General features: G+C 64.9%; 3 protein-coding genes. All 3 read right to left on the bottom strand.

Features of this window, described 5'->3' with window-relative positions:
• Positions 1-8 precede the first annotated feature (8 nt).
• Complete coding sequence (locus NB069_RS16955) at positions 9-2201, bottom strand: type I secretion system permease/ATPase (RefSeq protein ID WP_250585420.1); 2193 nt, start codon at positions 2199-2201, stop codon at positions 9-11.
• A complete protein-coding gene (locus NB069_RS16950; protein WP_250585418.1) occupies positions 2198-3598 on the bottom strand; it encodes a TolC family outer membrane protein in 1401 nt (466 codons plus the stop codon). The genes NB069_RS16955 and NB069_RS16950 overlap by 4 nt, the downstream gene beginning before the upstream one ends.
• A 77-nt stretch (positions 3599-3675) precedes the next feature.
• On the bottom strand, positions 3676-19842 hold the full coding sequence (locus NB069_RS16945) for a BapA/Bap/LapF family large adhesin (RefSeq protein ID WP_250585416.1): 16167 nt from the start codon (positions 19840-19842) through the stop codon (positions 3676-3678).
• Between the last annotated feature and the right edge of the window lie 237 nt (positions 19843-20079).

The following is a 20079-nucleotide window of genomic DNA, read 5'->3' as shown; positions in this document are numbered from 1 at the left end:
CCGCAACATCACGCTGATTGGTTTTCATTTTTCCACTCCCGGCCATTCGCCTGCTGTTGCTGCTGCATCCGGCTGTTGCTCAGCGCCTGGGCTTTCGGCGCGTCCATCACCAGCATTCCCTCTTTCAGCACTACCACGCGATCCACCAGCTCCAGCATCGGCACGCGGTGGGTGGCGACGATCAGGGTGCGGTTGCCCAGCCACTGGCCCAGACGCTGGATAAATTCGCGTTCGGTGTGTTCATCCAGCGAGGCGGTAGGTTCGTCCAGCAGGACGACATTGGGATCGCGCAGGAACATGCGCGCCAGCAAAATCGACTGGCGCTGGCCGCCGGAGAGCCCGACGCCGTTCTCCATAATCGGGTGATCCAGCCCCTTCGCCAGCTTCTGCACAAAGCTGGCCGCGCCGCACATCTCCAGCACGGCAAAGATCTCCTCGTCGGTGGCGCGCGGCATCCCAAGCGTAATGTTCTCCCGCAGGGTGCCGTAAAACAGCCGCGCGTTCTGGCTCATCAGGCCGACGTTGCGGCGCACGTCCGCCATGTCGAGATGGGGCAGGCTGAGGTTGTCGAGCCGCAGCTCGCCGCCTACCAGATCCATGCCGCCGACCATCGCCTGCAACAGGGTCGATTTGCCCGCGCCGTTACGGCCCAGGATCGCCACGTGCTCGCCGGGTTTGATCTCCAGGCGGTTGATGCGCAGCGCCGGGGTTTGCGCATCACCGGCGTAGGCAAACTGCGCCTGATCGAAGATGTAGTGGCCGCGCAGCACGTCCTGGCGGATCGGCGTCTCTTCGCGCTGGTTCTCGGTGGGGAGCTGCATAATGTTGTCCAGCCCCTCTTTGGCCGCCTTCACCTGCTGCCAGCGGGCCAGCACGCCGCAGAGGGTCGCCATCGGGGCGATCATCCGCGAGGCCAGCATTGAAGCGGCCACCACCGCACCGGTGGTCATTTCCCCCTCAATTACCATCGGGGCTCCCACCACAATGACCGCGGTGTAGACCAGGCTCTGAATGGTCATCCCCCAACTGATTAACCCCTGGGTCAGCTCCCGGGTCTTGAGGCCCGACTCGGCGGTGATCTGAATGTAGCTGTTCCACTGTTGCAGGAAGCGGTTCTCCGCCTGCATCAGCTTGATGTCCTCCAGCCCCTGCACGCTCTCTACCAGCACGGCGTTGCGCAGGGTCGATTCATGGGCCGACTGCTTCGCCAGCGCTGCCAGCTTTTTCTGCAGCAGCAGGCCCGGGAGCACCATCAGCACCGCCGCCACCGGGGCGATCCACGCCAGGGACGGGGCGATAATCGCCAGCACAATCACGAACAGGAAGAAGAAGGGCAGGTCGACAATGGTGGAGATGGTGGAGGAGGTGACCATCTCGCGGATCTGCTCCAGCTCGCGCAGCTGGGAGATAAAGCTGCCGGTGGAGCGGGGCACCGCGCTGTTGCGCAGGCGCAGGGCATGGCCGAACACCCGGTCCGAGACGCGCATGTCGGCGCGTTTGCCCAGCAGATCCATTATGTGGGAGCGGGCGATACGCAAAATAAAACCGAACAACGTGGCGATGAGCACCCCGATGGTCAGCACATACAGGGTAGGGTAGGACTGGGCCGGGATCACCCGGTCATACACCTGCATCGAAAACAGGATACCCGCCAGGGACAGCAGGTTGATGAACAGCGCCGCCAGCATCACGTAGGTGTAGGGGCGCAGGTCGCGCATCACCAGCCGGTAGAGCCAGTCCGGGCGGTACTTTGAGATATAGGCATCCACGCGGCTGTCTTTCAGCGCCGCCAGCGGGCGCAGGGCCACCACCTGGTGAATGGCCGGTAGCATCTTCGCCAGCGAGATGCGGTTGGTCTGCGCCTTGCCGTCGAAGAAGCAGACATCCAGCATATCTTCGCCATCAAAGTGCTCAATGACGCCGATCTTGCCGTCATCCAGCTCCACCACCACCGGCAGACGCCAGCTGTTGATGGACTCCTGGCCGTTGCTCAGCAGCTGAAAGGAGAGGCCCGCCTCCCGGGCCAGCCCGGTCAGCGCCGGGATTTTGCTTTTGCCCTGTAGCCAGGGGGCACCCGCCACCAGCGCGCCGGGGGAGCAGGCCACCCGGTAGCGGGTGGCGACATAGCCAAACGCCTGCGCCCAGTGCTCCAGCGCCTCTTGCGTCAGTGTGTCCTCGTAAAGGATATCGTCTCGGATCATGGCTGGATCTCCACTGACTGAATGGTGTGGTTTTCAAGGCCGAAGGCATTGCGCATCCGCCCGGTGTTATACAGGCAGTTGATCTGTAGCTGGCGGAGCTGCCCGGCGGTTTGCCACTGGGTAAAGCGGGCCTGGTAGACCTCCTGCTCGGCGTTCAGGACGTCAAGCAGCGGGCGGGAGCCCAGATCCAGATACTGCTGCTGATAAAGCTCCCGGGTGCGCTGGCTGAGCGTCTCCTGGCGGGACTGGATCTGCAGGGTGCTCATCAGGCTCATCACCTGGCTTTTGGACTCCAGGAGCTTTTGCCGCACGTCCAGCCGGGTGCGCTGAATATTGGACTGGGCCGCCTCTACCGCGTGGCTGGCGGCATTGCGCCGCGCGTTCAGGCCACCGCCCTGATAGATGGGCATCTCGACGTTCACCGAGACGTTGTACTGGGTTTTATCCAGCGTGTCGTGGCCGGGGTAGCGCTCGTTCATATAGTGACGCACCTGCGGCTCAAGGGAGACGGTGGGGGTCATCTGGGCGTTGGCGTAATCGAGATTGGCCTGCGCCACGTTGGCCTGCGCCCAGGACGCGAGCACCGCGGGCACCAGCCGGTCATCCGGCTCGTTGATGTCGCAGCTGCGGGCGAGTTTTTCCGGGAACGCGTTGCTGACCCCGTTCAGGTTGCTCCAGCCGAGGTTGCTCATCAGCGTCGCGCGGGCGCTGTCGAGGTTGGCCTGATACTGCATCAGCTGCGAGCGCGCCCCTTCGATACGGGCGTCGGTCTGCACCACGTCCGAGAGCGAGGTGGCCCCTTCGTCGTTACGCTGGCGGGTCAGTTTGCCGATAGCGCCAAGCGCCTCAAGCTGCTCCTCGGCGGTCTCCACCATCTGCTGCCACATCTGCACCTGCACCAGCGCGGTGGCGGTGTCCCGGGCGATGGTGTCGATGCTCAGCAGGACGTTGGCCTGCTGCTGGACCACGCCCGCGTCTTCGGCGCGCACCTGGCTGGCGACCTTGCCAAAGTCATAGAGCATCTGGGAGAGGGAGACAACCACGGAGGGGGTAAAGCCGGTATCGCTGGAGTTGTTGCTGTAGCCGTTATCTAAGCCCGCGCTGATCTGCGGATAGTATTTCGATTTGGCGACATCAACCTGCTGGATCTGTTCGTAAAGTTTGCCCACCGCTTCGCGAATGGTGGGATGCCAGTTAACGGCGCGGGTGACCGCATCGCCCAGCGTCAGGGTACCGGGTGCGGCCTGGCTGGTCGGCAGGGCGACCCGTCCGTCCAGGGCGGGCAGCTCCCGATCTTCATTTAATTGTCCAAAGCTGATAACCGCAGGCGAGTCGGCGGCAAGGACCTGCGCAGACAACAGGCAGCACCCAAGCCACCAGCAAGGTACTTTGTTCATGGCATTATCCCTAAAAAAACTGAACAACTTTATAATGTTAAGCCCGGGCGACAGGCGCCCGGGTCTTGTTATTAGCGCTAACCGGTAATGATATGATTCTGGTTAACCAGCTCCTCGTAAGTTGTCTGAACGTTATCCAGTGTTACAAGTGTAGTATTGGTGTAAATATTTGCCGCTCCGTCCCGGTCGACGGAGATCACGGTATTGCCATTGCTGTTCGTGACATGCAAATAGTTACCCAGCGTGGCGTTATCACCGTTCCAGCCCACCAGCAGATCGCTTATATCGATCTTGTCTCCCTGCGCCAGTGAGAAGTTGGTCCAGTGGTCGTTGCCGCCGTTGCCTGCCGTGCCGTTCCCCGCCGTGTTGTTCAGCACTTCGTAAATCAGCGTGTCGCCATAAGCGCTACCGGTGAAGGTATCGTTATGCTCCGAGCTGACAAATTTCGGTGCCATGTTGATGGTGAGGGTGGCGGTATCGGAGGTGCCGTTTTCGCCGGTCAGTTTGTAGGTAAAGGTCTCCTTGCTCGTCATGGATGCCAGCGAAACGCCGCTGTTCAGGGTGTAGGTGTACGCGCCGTCCACGCCGATGGTCAGCACGCCGTAGTGCCCCTGAACCGTCGCGGTGGCCGTGGCGGTGGTGTACGGATCCAGCGTCGTGGTGGTGCCGTTGTAGCCGGTAATGCTCAGACGGCTGTCCACCGAGCTCACCTGATCCAGCACGCCCAGCGAATCGGTGCCGTCATAGATATTGCCGGTGACGGTGTGGCCCGCGGTGGTGAGCTCATTGTTCAGGTACAGGGTGGTCCCGGTGACGTAAGGGGTGATGGAGATCTGGCCTGCCGCCAGCGGCCCCATAGACCCGGTAAAGCTCAGGGTGTAGGTCCCGGCATTCAGATCCAGATCCGGGAGGTTGATGGTGGCTGTGCCCCCCAGCAGCAGACCGCCGTTGAAGGAACCGGTTCGGGTCACCCCACCCCCGGTAATGGTCCAGTTCACGTTCAGGCCACCCAGCGACAGCAGGGAGGCGACGTTAAAGTGGAGCACGACGTCATGCAGGGCGGTATTGGCCGCCACCACAAAGGTGCCGCTGCCGCTGCCGGACGTTGAGGCCAGCAGGGCGGCGTTCCAGGTGGCGACACCCACCGTATCATCGCGATAGGCTGCGACCTGCGGCGTGGCATCCACCACCATCTCACGGCTGACGTCGTTGACCGCATCCAGCGCCACCGGTGTCGGGGTGATGTTCAGGGAGGCAGTGTCCTTATCGCCGTTCGGTGCCGTGACGGTATAGATGAAGGTGTCCGGCGTGCTGATAAGGTCGGCGCCCACCCCGGCACGCAGGGTGTAGGTGTATTTCCCGTCGGCGTCGATCAGCAGGGTGCCGTACTGCCCGTCAATGCGGGTGGTGCCGGTGGCGTTCACGTCCACGCCGTTCACCTGCGTCACATGGGTGCCTGCCGGAACGATGTCGCTCTGCAACACGTCCCCGGTGGTCGCGGCGGTGGTGCTGGTCACGGCATAAACGTGGTCCTCAAGCACGTTCAGACGGTAGCCGGTCAGGGCGGTGATCCCCGAGACGGTGTTCAACAGGAAGATGTAATCCCCTGCCGGAAGGGTCAGCGTCAGCGGCGCGGAGGAGCCGCCCAGCAGCGGCGCGCGCAGCCAGCCTGCTTCCGTACGCATCCGCTCGTAGCTCTGGGTCGCCGGGTTGAACTTGTAGATATAGAGGTCAAACACCGAGGCCAGCGCCACCCCACCCACCGTACTCTGAATGGTCATGGTGCGGGTGGTGCCCTCCGCCACGCTGTACTTCACGCTCTCGCTGCGGTCGTCCAGCAGGTTAAGGTTCAGCACGTTACCCAGGTTGACACCCACTACGGTAAAGCCACCCTGGCTCGACGGGCCGTAGTCGATGGCGTGGACTTCGGTGCCGAAGGTCAGGGAGGCGGTATCGTCCACCGCCGTCACGCTGTTGCGGACGGTGTTTTCACCCAGGGTGATCACCAGGCGGGCGTCATCCGTGGCCCCTTTCCCGGCGATGTTATAGATGAAGGTGTCGGTCCGGCCCAGCACCGAGGCGCTGGTGTTGGTCAGGGTGTAGGTGTAGCTCCCGTCAGCGTGCAGGTTCAGGGTGCCGTACAGCCCGTTGATGGTGGTGCCCGCCGCGCCCGCCGCCACGTTGACGGTCTCACCGTTGGCGTTGGTGACGCTGGTGACCACCGTGCCGTTTGGCGCGCTGTCACTGCCGCTCACCGGATCGGTATCGGTGATGACGTTACCGTTTTGCACCAGCGTGCCGGTCAGGGTACCCGCCGTGGTCTGGACGACATCCACGTCGAGGCTGGTGTACGTCCCGGTTGCCAGCAGGTTGCTGTTGTAGCTCAGGACGCGGTACTGCCCGCCCTGCATGCCGGTGAGGTTCAGCGTGACGCCGCTGGCCCCCAGCGTCAGCAGGTTGGCGAACTGCGGCAGACCGGTATCTATCTCGGTAGTCCAGGTCGTGCCGTTCCAGCGCTGCACGATGATCTCCATGGTGTTAAGCAGGGAGAGCACGATGCCGGTGGCGCTGGCGTTGATCTCCATATCCGCGCTACCGCCGGTTGGCACGGTGAAGGTCACCTGAGCGGAGTTTTCCCCCAGCAGCGACAGCACGTTACCGACGCCGCCCACCAGCTGCACGCCGTAGTCGCTGTACTGGGCGGTGCTGGTGGTGGCGTTGGTGGTCAGGGCCAGACCCACCACGTTATCACTGGCCGACAGCGGCAGGTTTGGCGCAATCACCGTGCCGGTCGCGGAGGTGTTACCCGCCGCATCGGTGGCGGAAAGGGTGATCCGCTCCCCTTCGGACTGCTTGTCGAGGAAGGTGTAGCTCCAGCTGCCCTGGGCGTTGGCGGTGGTGGTGACCACGCTGTTATCGCTCAGCAGCAGGGTGATGGTGCTGCCCGCTTCGGCAGTCCCGCTCAGCACGCTGCCGTCGGCGTTGAAGGTCCCTTGCGGCGTGCCCGGCGCGACGGTATCCACAACTACCGTGCTCAGCGGCGTGACCGGACTGGTGCCGACCGCATTGCCCGCGGTAGCGGTAAAGGCGTGGGAGCCGTTACCCAGCGGCACGGTTGGGGTGTAGGTCCAGACCCCGGCCGCGTTGGTGGTCACCGTGGCTAACAGCACGTTGTTGTCGTACAGGGTGATGGTGGAGAGCGGCTGCGCGGTCCCGGTCAGCGTTGGGGTTGTATCGTCGGTGCTCTGGCCGTTAAGCAGATTGCCGATGATGCTCCCCACGTTGTCGTTGACGCTGGTGATAACCGGCGCAGTTGGGATCACCGAGTACGGCATCCGCAGATCCACCGTCAGGCCCGCGTTACCGGCCCGGTCGGTGGCGAAGACGTGCAGCAGCTCGGCATTAACCTGCGGCGTGGTGAGCGCGATGCTGAATCGCCCGCTCGCGTCGGCCACGCCGGTCCCCAGGACGGTCACGTTGTCGGTGCCGAGGATGGTGACGGTGCTGCCCGCCTCGGCGGTACCGTTAACCCGGCCACCGCTCTCCAGCACGGTAAAGCCGCCCGGTGCCCCCGGGGCGATGGTGTCGACGGTGATCGCGGTCACCGGCGACGCCGGGCTGAGGTTGCCCGCCGCGTCGGTAGCGGTGGCGGTGAAGTTATGCACCCCGTCGGTGAGGGTGGTGGTGGTCTGCGCCAGGGTCCACTGGCCCTGAGCGTTGGCCGTCACCTCGCCCACCAGGGTGGTGCCGTCGTAAATGCGCACCACGCTGTTCGCTTCGGCGGTGCCGTTGAGGGTCAGACGAGTGTCGTTGGTCGGATTGCCGTTAACAACCGGCCCCTGGATGGTGCCCACGTCGTCCACCACCGAGGTGATGGTTGGCGCGGTTGGGGCGGTCGCATCGACGTTAACCGTGAAGCCCGCGGTCGGCAGGCTGACGTTGCCCACCGCGTCGGTGGCTGTCACCGTCAGGGTGTGCAGGCCATCGGCCAGCGGCGTCGCCGGGGTAAAGCTCCAGGCGTTGTTGGCGTCGGCCACCACGCTGCCGAGCAGCAGGGCCCCGTCGTAAACGTTCACCGTCGAGCCCGCTTCCGCCGTGCCGCTGAGGGTCGGTTTCGCGTCGTTGGTCAGCTGGCCGCTGGTGAGCGTGGTCACGGTGCCCACATCATCCACCACCGACACCAGCACCGGCACCGCTGGCGGCAGGGTATCCACCGTCAGGCTGAAGGTGTTGGACGGATCGCTGGCGTTGCCCGCCGCATCCGTCGCCACCGCCGTGAAGTTGTGCGTGGCGTTGGTCAGCGGCGTGGTCAGCGGGATTGTCCAGTTGCCGCTGGCATCGGCGGTGGTGGTGCCCAGCAGGGTGTTGCCTTCAAAGATCTGCACCCGGGCATTGGCTTCGCTGGTCCCGGTGAGCACCGGCAGGGTGTCGTCGGTGCGCTGGCCGCTGATGAGCGACCCGGTGAGGGTGCCGACGTCATCCTGCGCCAGGGTAATGACCGGGGCGAGCGGTTTGACGGTATCGACAATCAGCGTGAAGCCCGCCGAGGCCTCGCTCAGGTTGCCTGCCGCGTCGGTGGCGCTGGCGGTGAAGGTGTGGCTGCCGTTGTCAAGCGCGCTCTCAGGGGTAAAGGTCCAGTCCCCTGCGGCGCTGGCCTGCACGCTACCCAGGGCAACGCCGTTGTCATAGATGGTCACCGTGGCGCTGGCGGCGGCTCTGCCCGTCAGGGTTGGGGTCGCATCGTCCGTCACCTGGCCGGAGACGGTGATTGGCGTCTGGATGGCGCCCACGTTATCGGCAGCCGCCACGATGGTCGGTGCCGCCGGGGCAGTGGTGTCGACCGTCAGGGTGAAGGCCGCGCTGACAGGCCCGGTGTTGCCCGCCGGATCGGTGGCGGTCAGGGTGACGCTGCGCAGCCCCTCGGCGAGGGCGGTGTCAGGGGTGAAGGTCCAGCTTCCCGAGGCGTTAACCACCGCGGTGCCGATCGCCTCGCCGTCGACAAGGATGCTCACAATGGAGCCCGCTTCGCCGGTGCCGTTGAAGGTTGGACGGGTGTCGTTGGTAATACCGCCGTTGTTCACCGGGCCGGTGAGGGTCCCGACGTCATCCACCACGGTGACCAGAACCGGGGCCAGCGGGGCGACGGTGTCCACGTTGAGGGAGAAGGCCGGGGAGGTGCCCGACAGGTTACCTGCGGCATCGGTGGCGCTGACGCGCAGCTCGTGCGGCCCCTGGGCCAGATCGCTGGTGGGGGTAAAGCGCCAGTTGCCGGTGCCATCTACCAGCACGGTGCCGATCTCCTGGCCGTTATCCAGAATGTGTACGGTGCTGCCCGCCACGCCGGTGCCTGTCAGTTCCGGACGGGCATCGTTGGTGAGCTGGCCGCTGACCAGCACGCCGGTGTTGCCCGCCACGTCGTCGTTAACGCTCACCAGGACAGGCGTCGCCGGTGGCGTCATGTCCACGGTCAGGGTATAGGCCCCGGACGCCGCGCTGACGTTGCCCGCCACGTCGGTGGCGATGGCGGTGAAGCTGTGTACGCCTTCGGCCAGAACCACCGTTGGGGTGAAGCTCCAGACGCCGCTGTCGTTGGCGACCACGGTGCCGAGCAGGCGAGTGCCTTCATAGATGGCCACGCTGCTGCCCGCTTCCGCGCTGCCGGAGAGGGTCGGGGTATTGTCGTTGGTGACGCCGCCGCTGACCACGTTGCCGGTCACCGGCCCGACGTCATCGTTAGCCCCGGTGATGACCGGGGCCGCCGTCACGGTATCCACCACCAGCGAGAACGGTGCGGAAGGCTGGCTCTGGTTACCCGCCGGATCGGTGGCGGTGATGAGCAGGGTATAGGTGCCATCGTCCAGGGCGGTAGCCGGCGTAAAGCTCCACGCCCCGGTGGCGCTTACCGGTACGGTGCCCAGCACGGTGTCACCGGCGTAGATAGTGATCACGTCGCCCGGCGTCGCGGTGCCGTTCAGGGTTGGCTGGTTGTCGTTGGTCGGCGTGCCGCTGACCACGGACCCGGTCACGGTGCCGACGTTATCCACCAGGGTACCGAGGGTCGGTGCCGCAGGCGGGGTGAGGTCGATATTCACCGTCGCCCCCGGCGACTGGCCGCTGGTTTCTGCCCCCACGGTGGCGGTGACGCTGAAGCTGTGATTGCCTTCAGCAAGGGCCGTCGCGATCGGGAACGACCAGGCGCCGGTCGTGGCGTCGGCGGTAACGGTACCCAGCGGTGTGGTGCTGCCGTCGAGATAGACGCTGACGACGCTGCCCGGGATCGCCGTACCGGTCAGGGTTGGGGTGGCGTCGTTGGAGCTGAGGCCTTTCACGTTGACGCTGCCGCCGGTGCCGTTGTCATCCAGGATGGCGTCGATAACCGGTACGTCAGGCAGGGCTGGCGTGGCCGGAACGTCATAGGTACCCGGCAGGCTGGTGTTGCCCGCCACGTCGCTGGCGGTCAGGCTCAGGGTCACCGCGTCGCTTTGCGGCGGGGTCAGGGCGATGGAGAACTGCCCCAGATCGTTGGTGACGCCCGTGCCCAGTACCGCGCCGCCCGGGCCGGTCACCGTAATGGTGGCGCCCGCTTCGGCAGTACCGGTCAGCGGCGTACCGCCGGAGACAATCCCGGTCACCACCGGCACGCCCGGTGCCTGGGTATCAATAACCACGTTCACCGGGGTGCTTTCACTGGTGTTACCCGCCGCATCGCTCGCCACCAGAGTGAAGGTGTGCGGGTTATCGGTGAGCGGCGTACCGGCAGGAACAGACAGCGTCCACTGCCCCTCGGCGTTGGTCTGCACCTGGCCGAGCAGGGTGTTGTCGGCATAGACGCTGATGGTGCTGAGCGGCTCGCCGGTACCGCTCAGGGTCGGCGTGCTGCTGTTGGCGTAAAGCTGGCCGCCCGCCAGGGTGCTGTCCGAGATCTCAAGCAGCTGCGGGATAGCCGGTGGAACGGTGTCGATGGTAAAGGCGAAGTCGCTGCCCGCCTCGCTGCGGTTCCCGGCGGCATCCAGCGCCGCCACGGTCAGGGTGGTTGCGCCATCTCTCAGCGCCGACGTGGTGATGGTCCAGCCGCCGTCGCTTACCAGGCCGCGTCCCACCTCGATGCCATTGCTGTAGAGAATGACGGTGGTGCCGTTCTCCCCGGTGCCGGTCACGGTCGGGGTGTTGTCGTTGCTGCTGCCGCCTGCCGTGATGTTGCCGGTGACCGGACCGACGTTGTCATTGACGGTGCTGATAACCGGGATCTCCGGCACCAGGCTGTCGACGGTCACGGTCATGGCCCCTGACACCGGCGATGCGTTGCCTGCCGGATCGGTGGCGGTGAGGGTGAAGCTGTGGCTGCCTTCGGTCAGCGGCAGATCCGGACGCCACGTCCAGTTGCCGTTGATGTCCACCACCACTTCGCCCACCGGGAGGTTACCGGCTGTGGTCTGGTCATAGATGGTAATGACGTCGTCCGGCGTACCTGTCCCGGTCAGCACCGGACGGGTATCGTTGGTGGCGCCGTTGTTGGCCACCGGGCCGGTGATGTCGCTGACGTTATCCGTTACTACCGGCAGGGCTGGCGCGTCCGGCGCCTCGGTATCGATGGTGATACTTATCGGCTGGGATGGCGCACTCTCGTTGCCCGCGCCGTCGCTGTTGGTGACGGTCAGGCTGAGATCGTAGGTGCCGTTCGGCAGCCCCTCCGGCGGCGTCCAGGTCCAGGTCCCGCCTGGCTGAACGGTGGTTTCGCCGATAGGGGTGGTGCCGTTGTAGATGGTGACGATATCGCCCTCATTCCCGGTGCCGCTCAGGGTTGGGGTGGTATCGCGGGTGCTGTCTCCGCCAGTGAGGATGGTTTCGCCGCCGCCGTCAGGGTTGACGGTGATCGCCGGGACCTCCGGCGTGGCAGGCGGCACGTTATCAATCACCAGGTTAAAGGTGCCGGAGGTAGCGGTATTGCCCGCCGCATCGGTCACCGTCGCGGTCAGGGCGTGGGTGCCGTTCCCCAGCGGGGTGGCCAGTTGTATGCTCCATGCCCCGGTGGCGCTGGTGGTGGCGGTACCCAGCAGGGTGGTGCCTTCGTAAAGGTTAATCTGGGAATTCGCCGGGCCTGTCCCGCGGATCAGCGGCTGGGTTTCGTCGGTTGGCTGATCGCTCACCACGTCACCGGTCACGGTGCCGGTGGTGTCCTCCGCCAGGGTGATAACCGGGGCGGCTGGCGGCACGGTATCAATGGTGATGTTAAAGGCCACGGACGGCTCACCGGTGTTCCCGGCGGCATCTTTCGCCACCACGGTGATGACGCGCAGCCCCTCCCCGAGGGCTTCAGGCGGCGTAAAGGTCCATGCGCCCCCCGCGCCCACCTGAGTGGTGCCCACCTCCACGCCGTCCACCCGAATGCTGAGGGTGGTGCCCGCCTCGCCGGTACCGCTCAGGGTTGGCTGGCTGTCGTTGGTGGCGCCGTTGTTAGCGATCGCCACCGGGCTGCCGGAGAGATCGTTGATCGCCTGGGTGATGACCGGGGCGTCCGGCGCGGTGGCATCAACCACGATGCTCCAGCTGTTGGATGGCGCGCTGTTGTTGCCTGCCGCATCCGCCGACTGCGCGGTCAGGACGTGGCCGCCATCAGGCAGCGGTGCCGTCAGCTGGATCTCCCAGGTCCCGCCCGGGCTGACCTGGGTGGTGCCAACCAGCTCCGTGCCGCTGTAGAGCAGGATGGTGGCGTTAGCGACGCCGGTCCCGCGCACCAGCGGCGTGTTGTCGTTGGTGGTCTGCCCGTCGTTAACGGTGCCGGTGAAGTCAGTGACGTTGTCCACCACGTCGGTAATCACCGGAACGGCCGGTGGCGTGGTGTCCGGAGCCGTCACCTGGCCTTCTGCACCGGTATTCCCGGCGATATCGGTCGCCGTGACCGTCAGCAGTTCCCCGTTCAGTTTCGGCGTGGTGAGAGTGATGGAGAAGCTGCCGGTGTCGTTAACCACGCCGGTGCCAATCACGGTGTCACCATCGCGCACGGTGATGGTGCTGCCCGCTTCCCCCTGGCCGGTCAGGGTGTTGCCGTTGTTAAGGATAGTGAAGCTGTCCGGTGCCCCCGGGGCGATGGTGTCGACGGTGATCGAGACGACTGGCGACGCCGGGCTGAGGTTGCCCGCCGGGTCGGTGGCGGTGGCGGTAAAGTTATGCACCCCGTCGGTGAGGGTGGTGGTGGTCTGGGCCAGAGTCCACTGGCCCTCGCCGTTGGCAAGGGTCTCACCCACCAGGGTGTCGCCGTCGTAAATGCGCACAATGGCGCCCGCTTCAGCGGTACCGTTGAGGGTCGGACGGGTGTCGTTGGTCGGATTACCGTTGAGGACTGGCCCCTGTACCGAGCCGGTGTCATCCACAATCGAGACGATGGCAGGGGCAACCGGCGCGGTGGCATCCACGTTGATCGTAAATCCGCCGGTCGGCAGGCTGACGTTGCCTGCCGCGTCGGTGGTGGTCACCGTCAGGGTATGTTCCCCGTCACCCAGCGGGCTGAGCGGGGTAAAGATCCAGGCGTTGTCGTCCCCGACAAGGGCGGTGCCCAGCAGGGTGGTGCCGTCGTAAACGCTCACCGTCGACCCGGCTTCCGCCGTGCCGCGCAGGGTCGGGTTAGCGTCGTTGGTCAGCTGGCCGTTATCGAGCAGCACCGTGGTGCCGACGTCATCGGTGACGGAGACCAGCACCGGTGCCTCTGGCGTCCCGGTATCCACCGTCAGGGTGAAGGTGGCGGACGGATCGCTGGCGTTGCCTGCCGCATCGATCGCCACCGCCGTGAAGCTATGCTGAGCATCGTCGAGCGGCTCAGTGAGGGGGATGGACCAGTTGCCGCTGGCATCAGCCACGCCTTCAGCGAGCAGGGTGTCGCCTTCAAAGATCTGCACCCGGGCGTTCGGTTCGCTGGTGCCGGTGAGCACCGGCAGGTTGTCGTTGGTGCTGCTCCCGCTGGTCAGGGAGCCGGTCACCGGGGCGACGTCGTCCTGGGCCAGGGCAATGGTTGGCGCAACCGGCTTAAGGGTATCAACAATCAGGGTGAAGCCCGGAGAGACTTCGCTGAGGTTGCCCGCCGCGTCGGTGGCGCGGGTGGTAAAGGTGTGGCTCCCGCTGCTGAGCGCCTCGGTTGGGGTGTACGTCCAGTCGCCCGCGTCGTTAGCCTGCACGGTAGTCAGTACCGCGCCATTGTCGTAAATCGTGACCGTGGCATTGGCTTCGGCGCGGCCGGTCAGGGTCGGCGTGGTGTCGTCGGTGGCCTGGCCGGAGGTGGTGATCGGCGTCTGGATGGTGCCGACGTTATCGCTGATGGACGTCAGGGTCGGGGCCGCAGGGGCCAGGGTGTCCACGGTCAGGATAAACGGCTCGCTGGCCGGACCGGTGTTCCCGGCGGTGTCGGTGGCGGTGAAGGTTATGCTGCGGGTACCTTCCCCGAGGGGGGCCTCAGGGGTGAAGGTCCAGCTGCCCGCGGCGTTCACCACCGCGGTGCCGATCTCCTGATCGTCGACAATGATATGGATCGTGGCACCCACTTCGCCGCTGCCGGTGAAGGTTGGGAGGGCGTCGTTGGTGGTATCGCCACTCGCCAGGGTGCTGGTAGCGGGGCCGACATCATCCACCACGGTTGCCAGCACTGGCGCCAGCGGGGCGGCGGTGTCGATGTTTATCGTAAAGACCGGGGAGGTGCCCGAGACGTTGCCTGCCGCATCGGTGGCGCTGACGCGCAGATCGTGTGGCCCCGGCGCCAGATCGCTGGCAGGGGTAAAGCTCCAGTTGCCGGAAGAGCTGACCACGGCGGTGCCGATCTCCTGGCCGTTATCCAGAATATGCACCGTGCTGCCCGCCACGCCGGTACCGGTCAGTTCCGGCCGGGTGTCGTTGGTGACCTGGCCGTTGGTCAGCTGGCCGGTACTGCCCTCCACGTCATCGTTAATGCTGACGATCGCCGGGGTGGCCGGTGGGGTCATGTCCACGGTCAGGGTGTAAGTGCCTGACACCGGCGTGACGTTGCCCGCGCTGTCGGTGGCCACGGCGGTAAAGACGTGCTGGCCTTCCGCCAGCACGCTGGTGGGGGTAAAGGTCCAGGTGCCTGCGGTACTGGCGGTGACGGTGCCCAGCAGCCGGATACCGTCATAGATGGCCACGCTGCTGCCCGCTTCCGCGGTGCCGGTCAGGGTTGGGGTATTGTCGTTGGTGCTGCCGCCGTCGGCCACGTTGCCGCTGACCGGATCGACGTTGTCGTTAGCGCCGGTGATCAGGACTTCACCCGCGGTGGTGTCCACGACCAGAGAGAACGCCTCCGAGCGCAGGCTTTCGTTGCCCGCCGGATCGGTGGCGGTGAGGGTCAGGCTGTAGGTGTCGTCATCCAGTGGCTGGGCGAGGGTGATGCTCCAGGCCCCGGTGTTGCCCACCGTTGCCGTACCGAGCACGGTATCGCCCGAGTACAGGGTGATGACATCTCCCGGTGTCGCCGTGCCGTTGAAGGTCGGCAGGTCATCGTTGGTTGGCGTGCCGCTGACGACAGCGCCCGAAACCGGACCCACATCGTCAATGACGGAGCCAAACGCCGGGGCGGCCGGTGGGGTGAGATCGATATTGACCGTCGCGCCCGGCGACTGGGTGCTGGTTAATCCGTCGATAATGGCGGTAACGCTGAAGCTGTGGCTGCCTTCGCTCAGGGCGGTTTCGATCGGGAAGGTCCAGGCCCCGGTTTGGGCATCGGCGGTGACGGTACCCAGCGGCGTGGCGCTGCCGTCGAGGTAGATGTTGACTACGCTGCCTGGAATGGCCGTACCGTTCAGGATTGGCGTGGCGTCGTTCGAGCTACCGCCTTTGACGTTAACGTTTTCCGTGCCGTTGTCATCAATAATGGTGTCGATAACCGGTGCGTCCGGCAGCTGTGGCGTGGCAGGCACGTTAAAGGTCGCCGCATCGCTGGTGTTGCCCGCCGCGTCGCTTGCCACCACGGTCAGGATGGTTTCGTTGTACTGCGGCGGCGTCAGGGCCACCGAGAACTGCCCCAGTTCGTTCGCAAAGCCGGTACCCAGCACCACGCCGCCCTGGCCGGTGACCGTCACGGTGGCGCCCGCTTCCGCGGTGCCGTTCAGCGGCGTACCGCCGGAGACAATGTCGGTGACCACCGGCACGTCCGGCGCCAGCGTATCCACAATCACGCTGACCGGGCTGCTTTCGCTGGTGTTGCCCGCCGCGTCGCTCGCCACCACGGTGATGGTGTGGTTGTCATTCGCCAGGACGGTGCCCTCAGGCAGTGGCAGGGTCCACACACCTTCGGCGTTAGCCTGCACCTGGCCCACGGCATTACCGTCGATAAGGACGGTGATGGTGCTGAGCGGCTCGCCGGTGCCGCTGAGGGTTGGGGTGGCGTTGTTCACGTACAGCGTGCCGTTGGCCAGGGTGCTGTCGGAGATCTCAAGCAGCTGCGGGATCCCCGGCGGGAGGGTGTCGACGGTGAAGGCAAAATCACCCCCTACGCCGCTGACGTTCCCGGCGGCATCCACCGCCGCGACGGTCAGGGTGGTCGGGCCATCTTTCAGTTCCGGGGTGGTGATGCTCCAGCTGCCGTTGGTGACCTGCCCGCGGCCCACCTCCACGCCGTTGCTGTAAAGAATAACGGTAGTGCCGTTTTCACCGGTGCCGGTCACGGTCGGGGTATTGCTGTTGCTGCTGCCGCCCGCCGGAAGGTTGTCATCCACGCTGCCGATAGTCGGGATCGCCGGGATCTGGCTGTCGACGGTCACGGTAACAGTGTTAGAGACTACCGAGACGTTACCCGCCTCGTCGGTGGCGGTGACGGTAAAGCTGTGCTGCCCCTGGGCCAGTTCCTCATCAGGACGCCATGTCCAGTTGCCGTTGACGTCGACCACCACTTCACCCACCTTGACGTTGCCCGCCGCGGTCTGGTCGTAGATGCTGATGGTGTCGTCCGGCGTACCGGTGCCGCTCAGCACCGGACGGGTATCGTTGGTGGCGCCGTTGTTGCCCACCGGGCCGGTAATTTCGCTGACGTTATCGGTGATGGCCGGGGCGTCAGGCTGGTCCGGCGCCTCGGTATCGATGGTGATGCTTACCGGCTGCGACGGGGCACTCTCGTTGCCCGCGCCGTCGCTGTTGGTGACGGTCAGGCTGAGATCGTAGGTGCCATTCGGCAGCCCTTCCGGCGGGGTCCAGGTCCAGGTGCCGTCCGGCTGAACGGTGGTTTCGCCGATCGGGGTCGTGCCGTTGTAGATGGTGACGACATCCCCTTCAACGCCGGTCCCGCTAAGGGTTGGGGTGGTGTCGCGGGTGCTGCCGCCGGGGAGGAGGGGCTGCTGCTCGCCGCCGTCAGGGTTGACGGTGATGGTCGGCAACGCCGGGGTGACCGGGGCCAGGGTATCCACCACCAGGTTAAAGCTCTCCGAGGTGGAGGTATTCCCCACGGCATCGCTTACGGTGGCGGTAATCACGTGGGTACCGTTCACCAGCGGCGTGGTCAGCTGCAGGCTCCAGACGCCGTCGCCGTTAGTGGTGACGGTGCCCAGCAGGGTGGTGCCCTCATAGAGGCTGATCTGCGAGTTTGCCGGGCCGGTGCCGTGGATCACCGGACGGGTTTCGTCGGTCGGCACGTTGTTGCCCACATCGCCCTGCACGCTGCCGGTGTTATCTTCCACTCGGGTAATAACAGGCACCTCCGGGGCGGTGGTATCAACGGTTAAGGTAAAGGCGCCGGAGACGTCGCTGCTGTTACCGGCGGCATCTTTCGCCACCACCGTGATGTTGTGCTCACCCTCCTCAAGGGCGGTGGCAGGGGTGAAGCTCCACTCGCCGCCGTTACCCACCTGCGCGGTGCCGATTTCCACCCCATCCACGCGAATGCTGACGGTCGACCCGGCCTCACCTGTGCCGTACAGGGTTGGACGGTTGTCGTTAGTGGTGCCGTTGTTATTAATTACGCCTGCGGAGTCAGGCAGATCGTTAATCACCTGGGTAATGGCCGGGGCGTCCGGCGCGGTGGCATCGATGATGATGCTCCAGGTGTTGGACGGCTGGCTGTGGTTGTTGTAACGGTCAACCGCTTCCGCCCGCAGGACGTAGCCGCCGTCGTCGACCAGCAGCAGCTCGGTCGACCAGTTGCCCTCGGCATCCACTTCGGCGAAACCTACCTGAACCTCGCCGCTGTAGATGTAAATAGTGGTGCCCGGCTCACCGGTACCGCTGATTACCGGCTGGGTGTCGTTGGTGACCTGGCCGTCGAGAACCACGCCGGTGATGTCGTCTTCGTTATCCACCACGCTGGTGATGACCGGGGCCTCTGGCGGAGTGACGTCCGGGGCGGTCACGGTGGCCTGCGGCCCGGTATTGCCCGCCGCATCGGTGGCGGTAACCGCCAGGTCTTCGCCGTTCAGTCTTGGGGTGGAGAGAATAATATCGAAGTTGCCGTCGGCGTCAGCCACGCCTCTGCCGATCACGTCGTCGCCGTCGCGAATGGTGACGGTGCTGCCCGCTTCGGCCTTACCGGTGACGGTGGCGCCATCGTCAGAGATCTGAAGATCGGTCGGCGCCAGAGGAGGGGTAACATCGCCCACCACCACGTTAACGGGCTGGCTCGCGTTCCCGGCGGCATCGGTGGCCACCACGTTGAGGGTATCCCCCTCGGTTTGCGCTTCGCTGAGCACAACCCGGAATTCGCCGTTAGCATCGGTCAGTCCGGAGCCAATGGGCTCCCCGGCACCGTTAGTGATGGTGATGGTACTGCCCGGTTCGGCGGTGCCGATGACCTCGGTGCCGCCAGGGATCTGGCTAATGGTCGGCTGGGCCGGAGGGGTGCGGTCGATGGTGAAGGCGAACGGCTCAGAGGCGGCGCTGGTGTTGCCCGCCAGATCGGTCTCCGTCAGGGTGATGGCGTGCGGCCCGTCGGCAAGCGGTGTCTCTGGCGTGAAGCTCCATTTGCCGTCTGCGCCCACGGTGGCCTGGCCCACCAGCTGACCGTTGTCATAAATCCGGATGGTGCTGCCCGCCTCGCCGGTGCCGTTGAGGGAAGGGCGGTTGGCGTCGGTACTCTGCCCGGCGGCCACGACCCCCTGCACGCTGCCGGTGGTGTCATTCACCGTCACGCCGGTTGGCGCATTCGGCGCGACGGTATCTACGGTGAAGCCGAAGGCCGGAGAGGCCAGCCCGGTGTTGCCCGCGCCGTCGGTGGCCCGGGTGGTTATCTGATGCGCCCCGTCCCCCAGCGCCGTGGCCGGGGTAAACGTCCAGCTGCCGTCGCCGTTCACCTGCGCGGTGCCGATGGCGTTGCCGTTGTCGTAAATCGTGATGGTGGAACCCGGTTCGCCGCTGCCGCTAAAGGTCGGGCGGGCGTCATCGGTAGTCTGGCCGCTGGTGAGCGACCCGGTCACGCTACCCACGTCATCCGTCACGCTGGCGACGACCGGCGCGGCAGGCGGAGTGGTGTCTGCGGCGGTCACCGGCGTACCCGGCCCGACGTTACCTGCTCCGTCGGTTGGCGTGACGGTCAGGGTCTCGCCGTTGGTGTAGGGCTTGCCGAGATCGACGGTGAATTCGCCGTTGCCGTTGGTCTGGCCTGTGCCGATGACGTTGCCGTTAGCATCGGTTACGGTGATGAGGCTGTTGGCTTCAGCGCTCCCGCTAAGTTTAGTGCCATCTGCTGAGAATCTGAGGTTGCCTGCTGCGCCCGGAGGCGTGGTGTCGTTCGGGTTGGTTCCCGGCAGGGTTGGGTTGCCGCCGGTGCCATTGTCACCGTCTCCGCCATTGCCACCGCCGTTGTTATTGCCGCCGTCGTTGTCGCTTCCGCCACCGCCACCGCCACCACCACCTGCGGCCAGCGCAATGCCGCCCGCCACCGCTACGCCGCCCAGCGCCCAGGGCCAGATCGCCGCGCCTTCGCTTGTCGACGCGGTGGTGCCCGCCAGAAGAGCGTCAATGGAGGCAATTGACTGGTAACTTTCCCCTGCCATCGGGTCTGCAATCCACCACAGCGCACCGTTTTCCTCTTCCAGCACCAGTTGGCTGATACCCTGATCGCCGCTGACAAAGAAGTTTTTGACGGTAATGGTTTCGCCGTCGGTCAGCTTAATAATCAGGTCATTACCGTTGCGGTTGTACTCGAGAATGTCGGCACGTTCGGCGTCAATTTTCACGATGGAGGTGTCGTTCAGTGTCACCTGAGACCCGTCTGTTACCGTCTCCACGTGCGTCAGTTTGGAGATGACAGTGATTTTACTCATGTGTATTACTCCCGGCAGTGTGCAGTGAAATGGCGCGCAGTATTAACCATTTCTTTTCAGCAGATTGAGCTCCACCCGTAGGGAAAGTGTTTATTTAAAACAATGACCCAGGGTAATTATTTGAAAGTGATTAAGGGCTGCCAATATAGCGATGGTGGCAGCGACATATAGGCCCTACTTCTTAATGGGTAATTCAATTGGGAATATATTTTCGGCGGTAAAATCCTTGTCTTAGAT

It is taken from the genome of Leclercia adecarboxylata (genome assembly GCF_023639785.1).
GTDB classification, from domain to species: domain Bacteria; phylum Pseudomonadota; class Gammaproteobacteria; order Enterobacterales; family Enterobacteriaceae; genus Enterobacter; species Enterobacter adecarboxylatus_D.
This window is presented reverse-complemented; position numbering and strand designations above follow the sequence as displayed.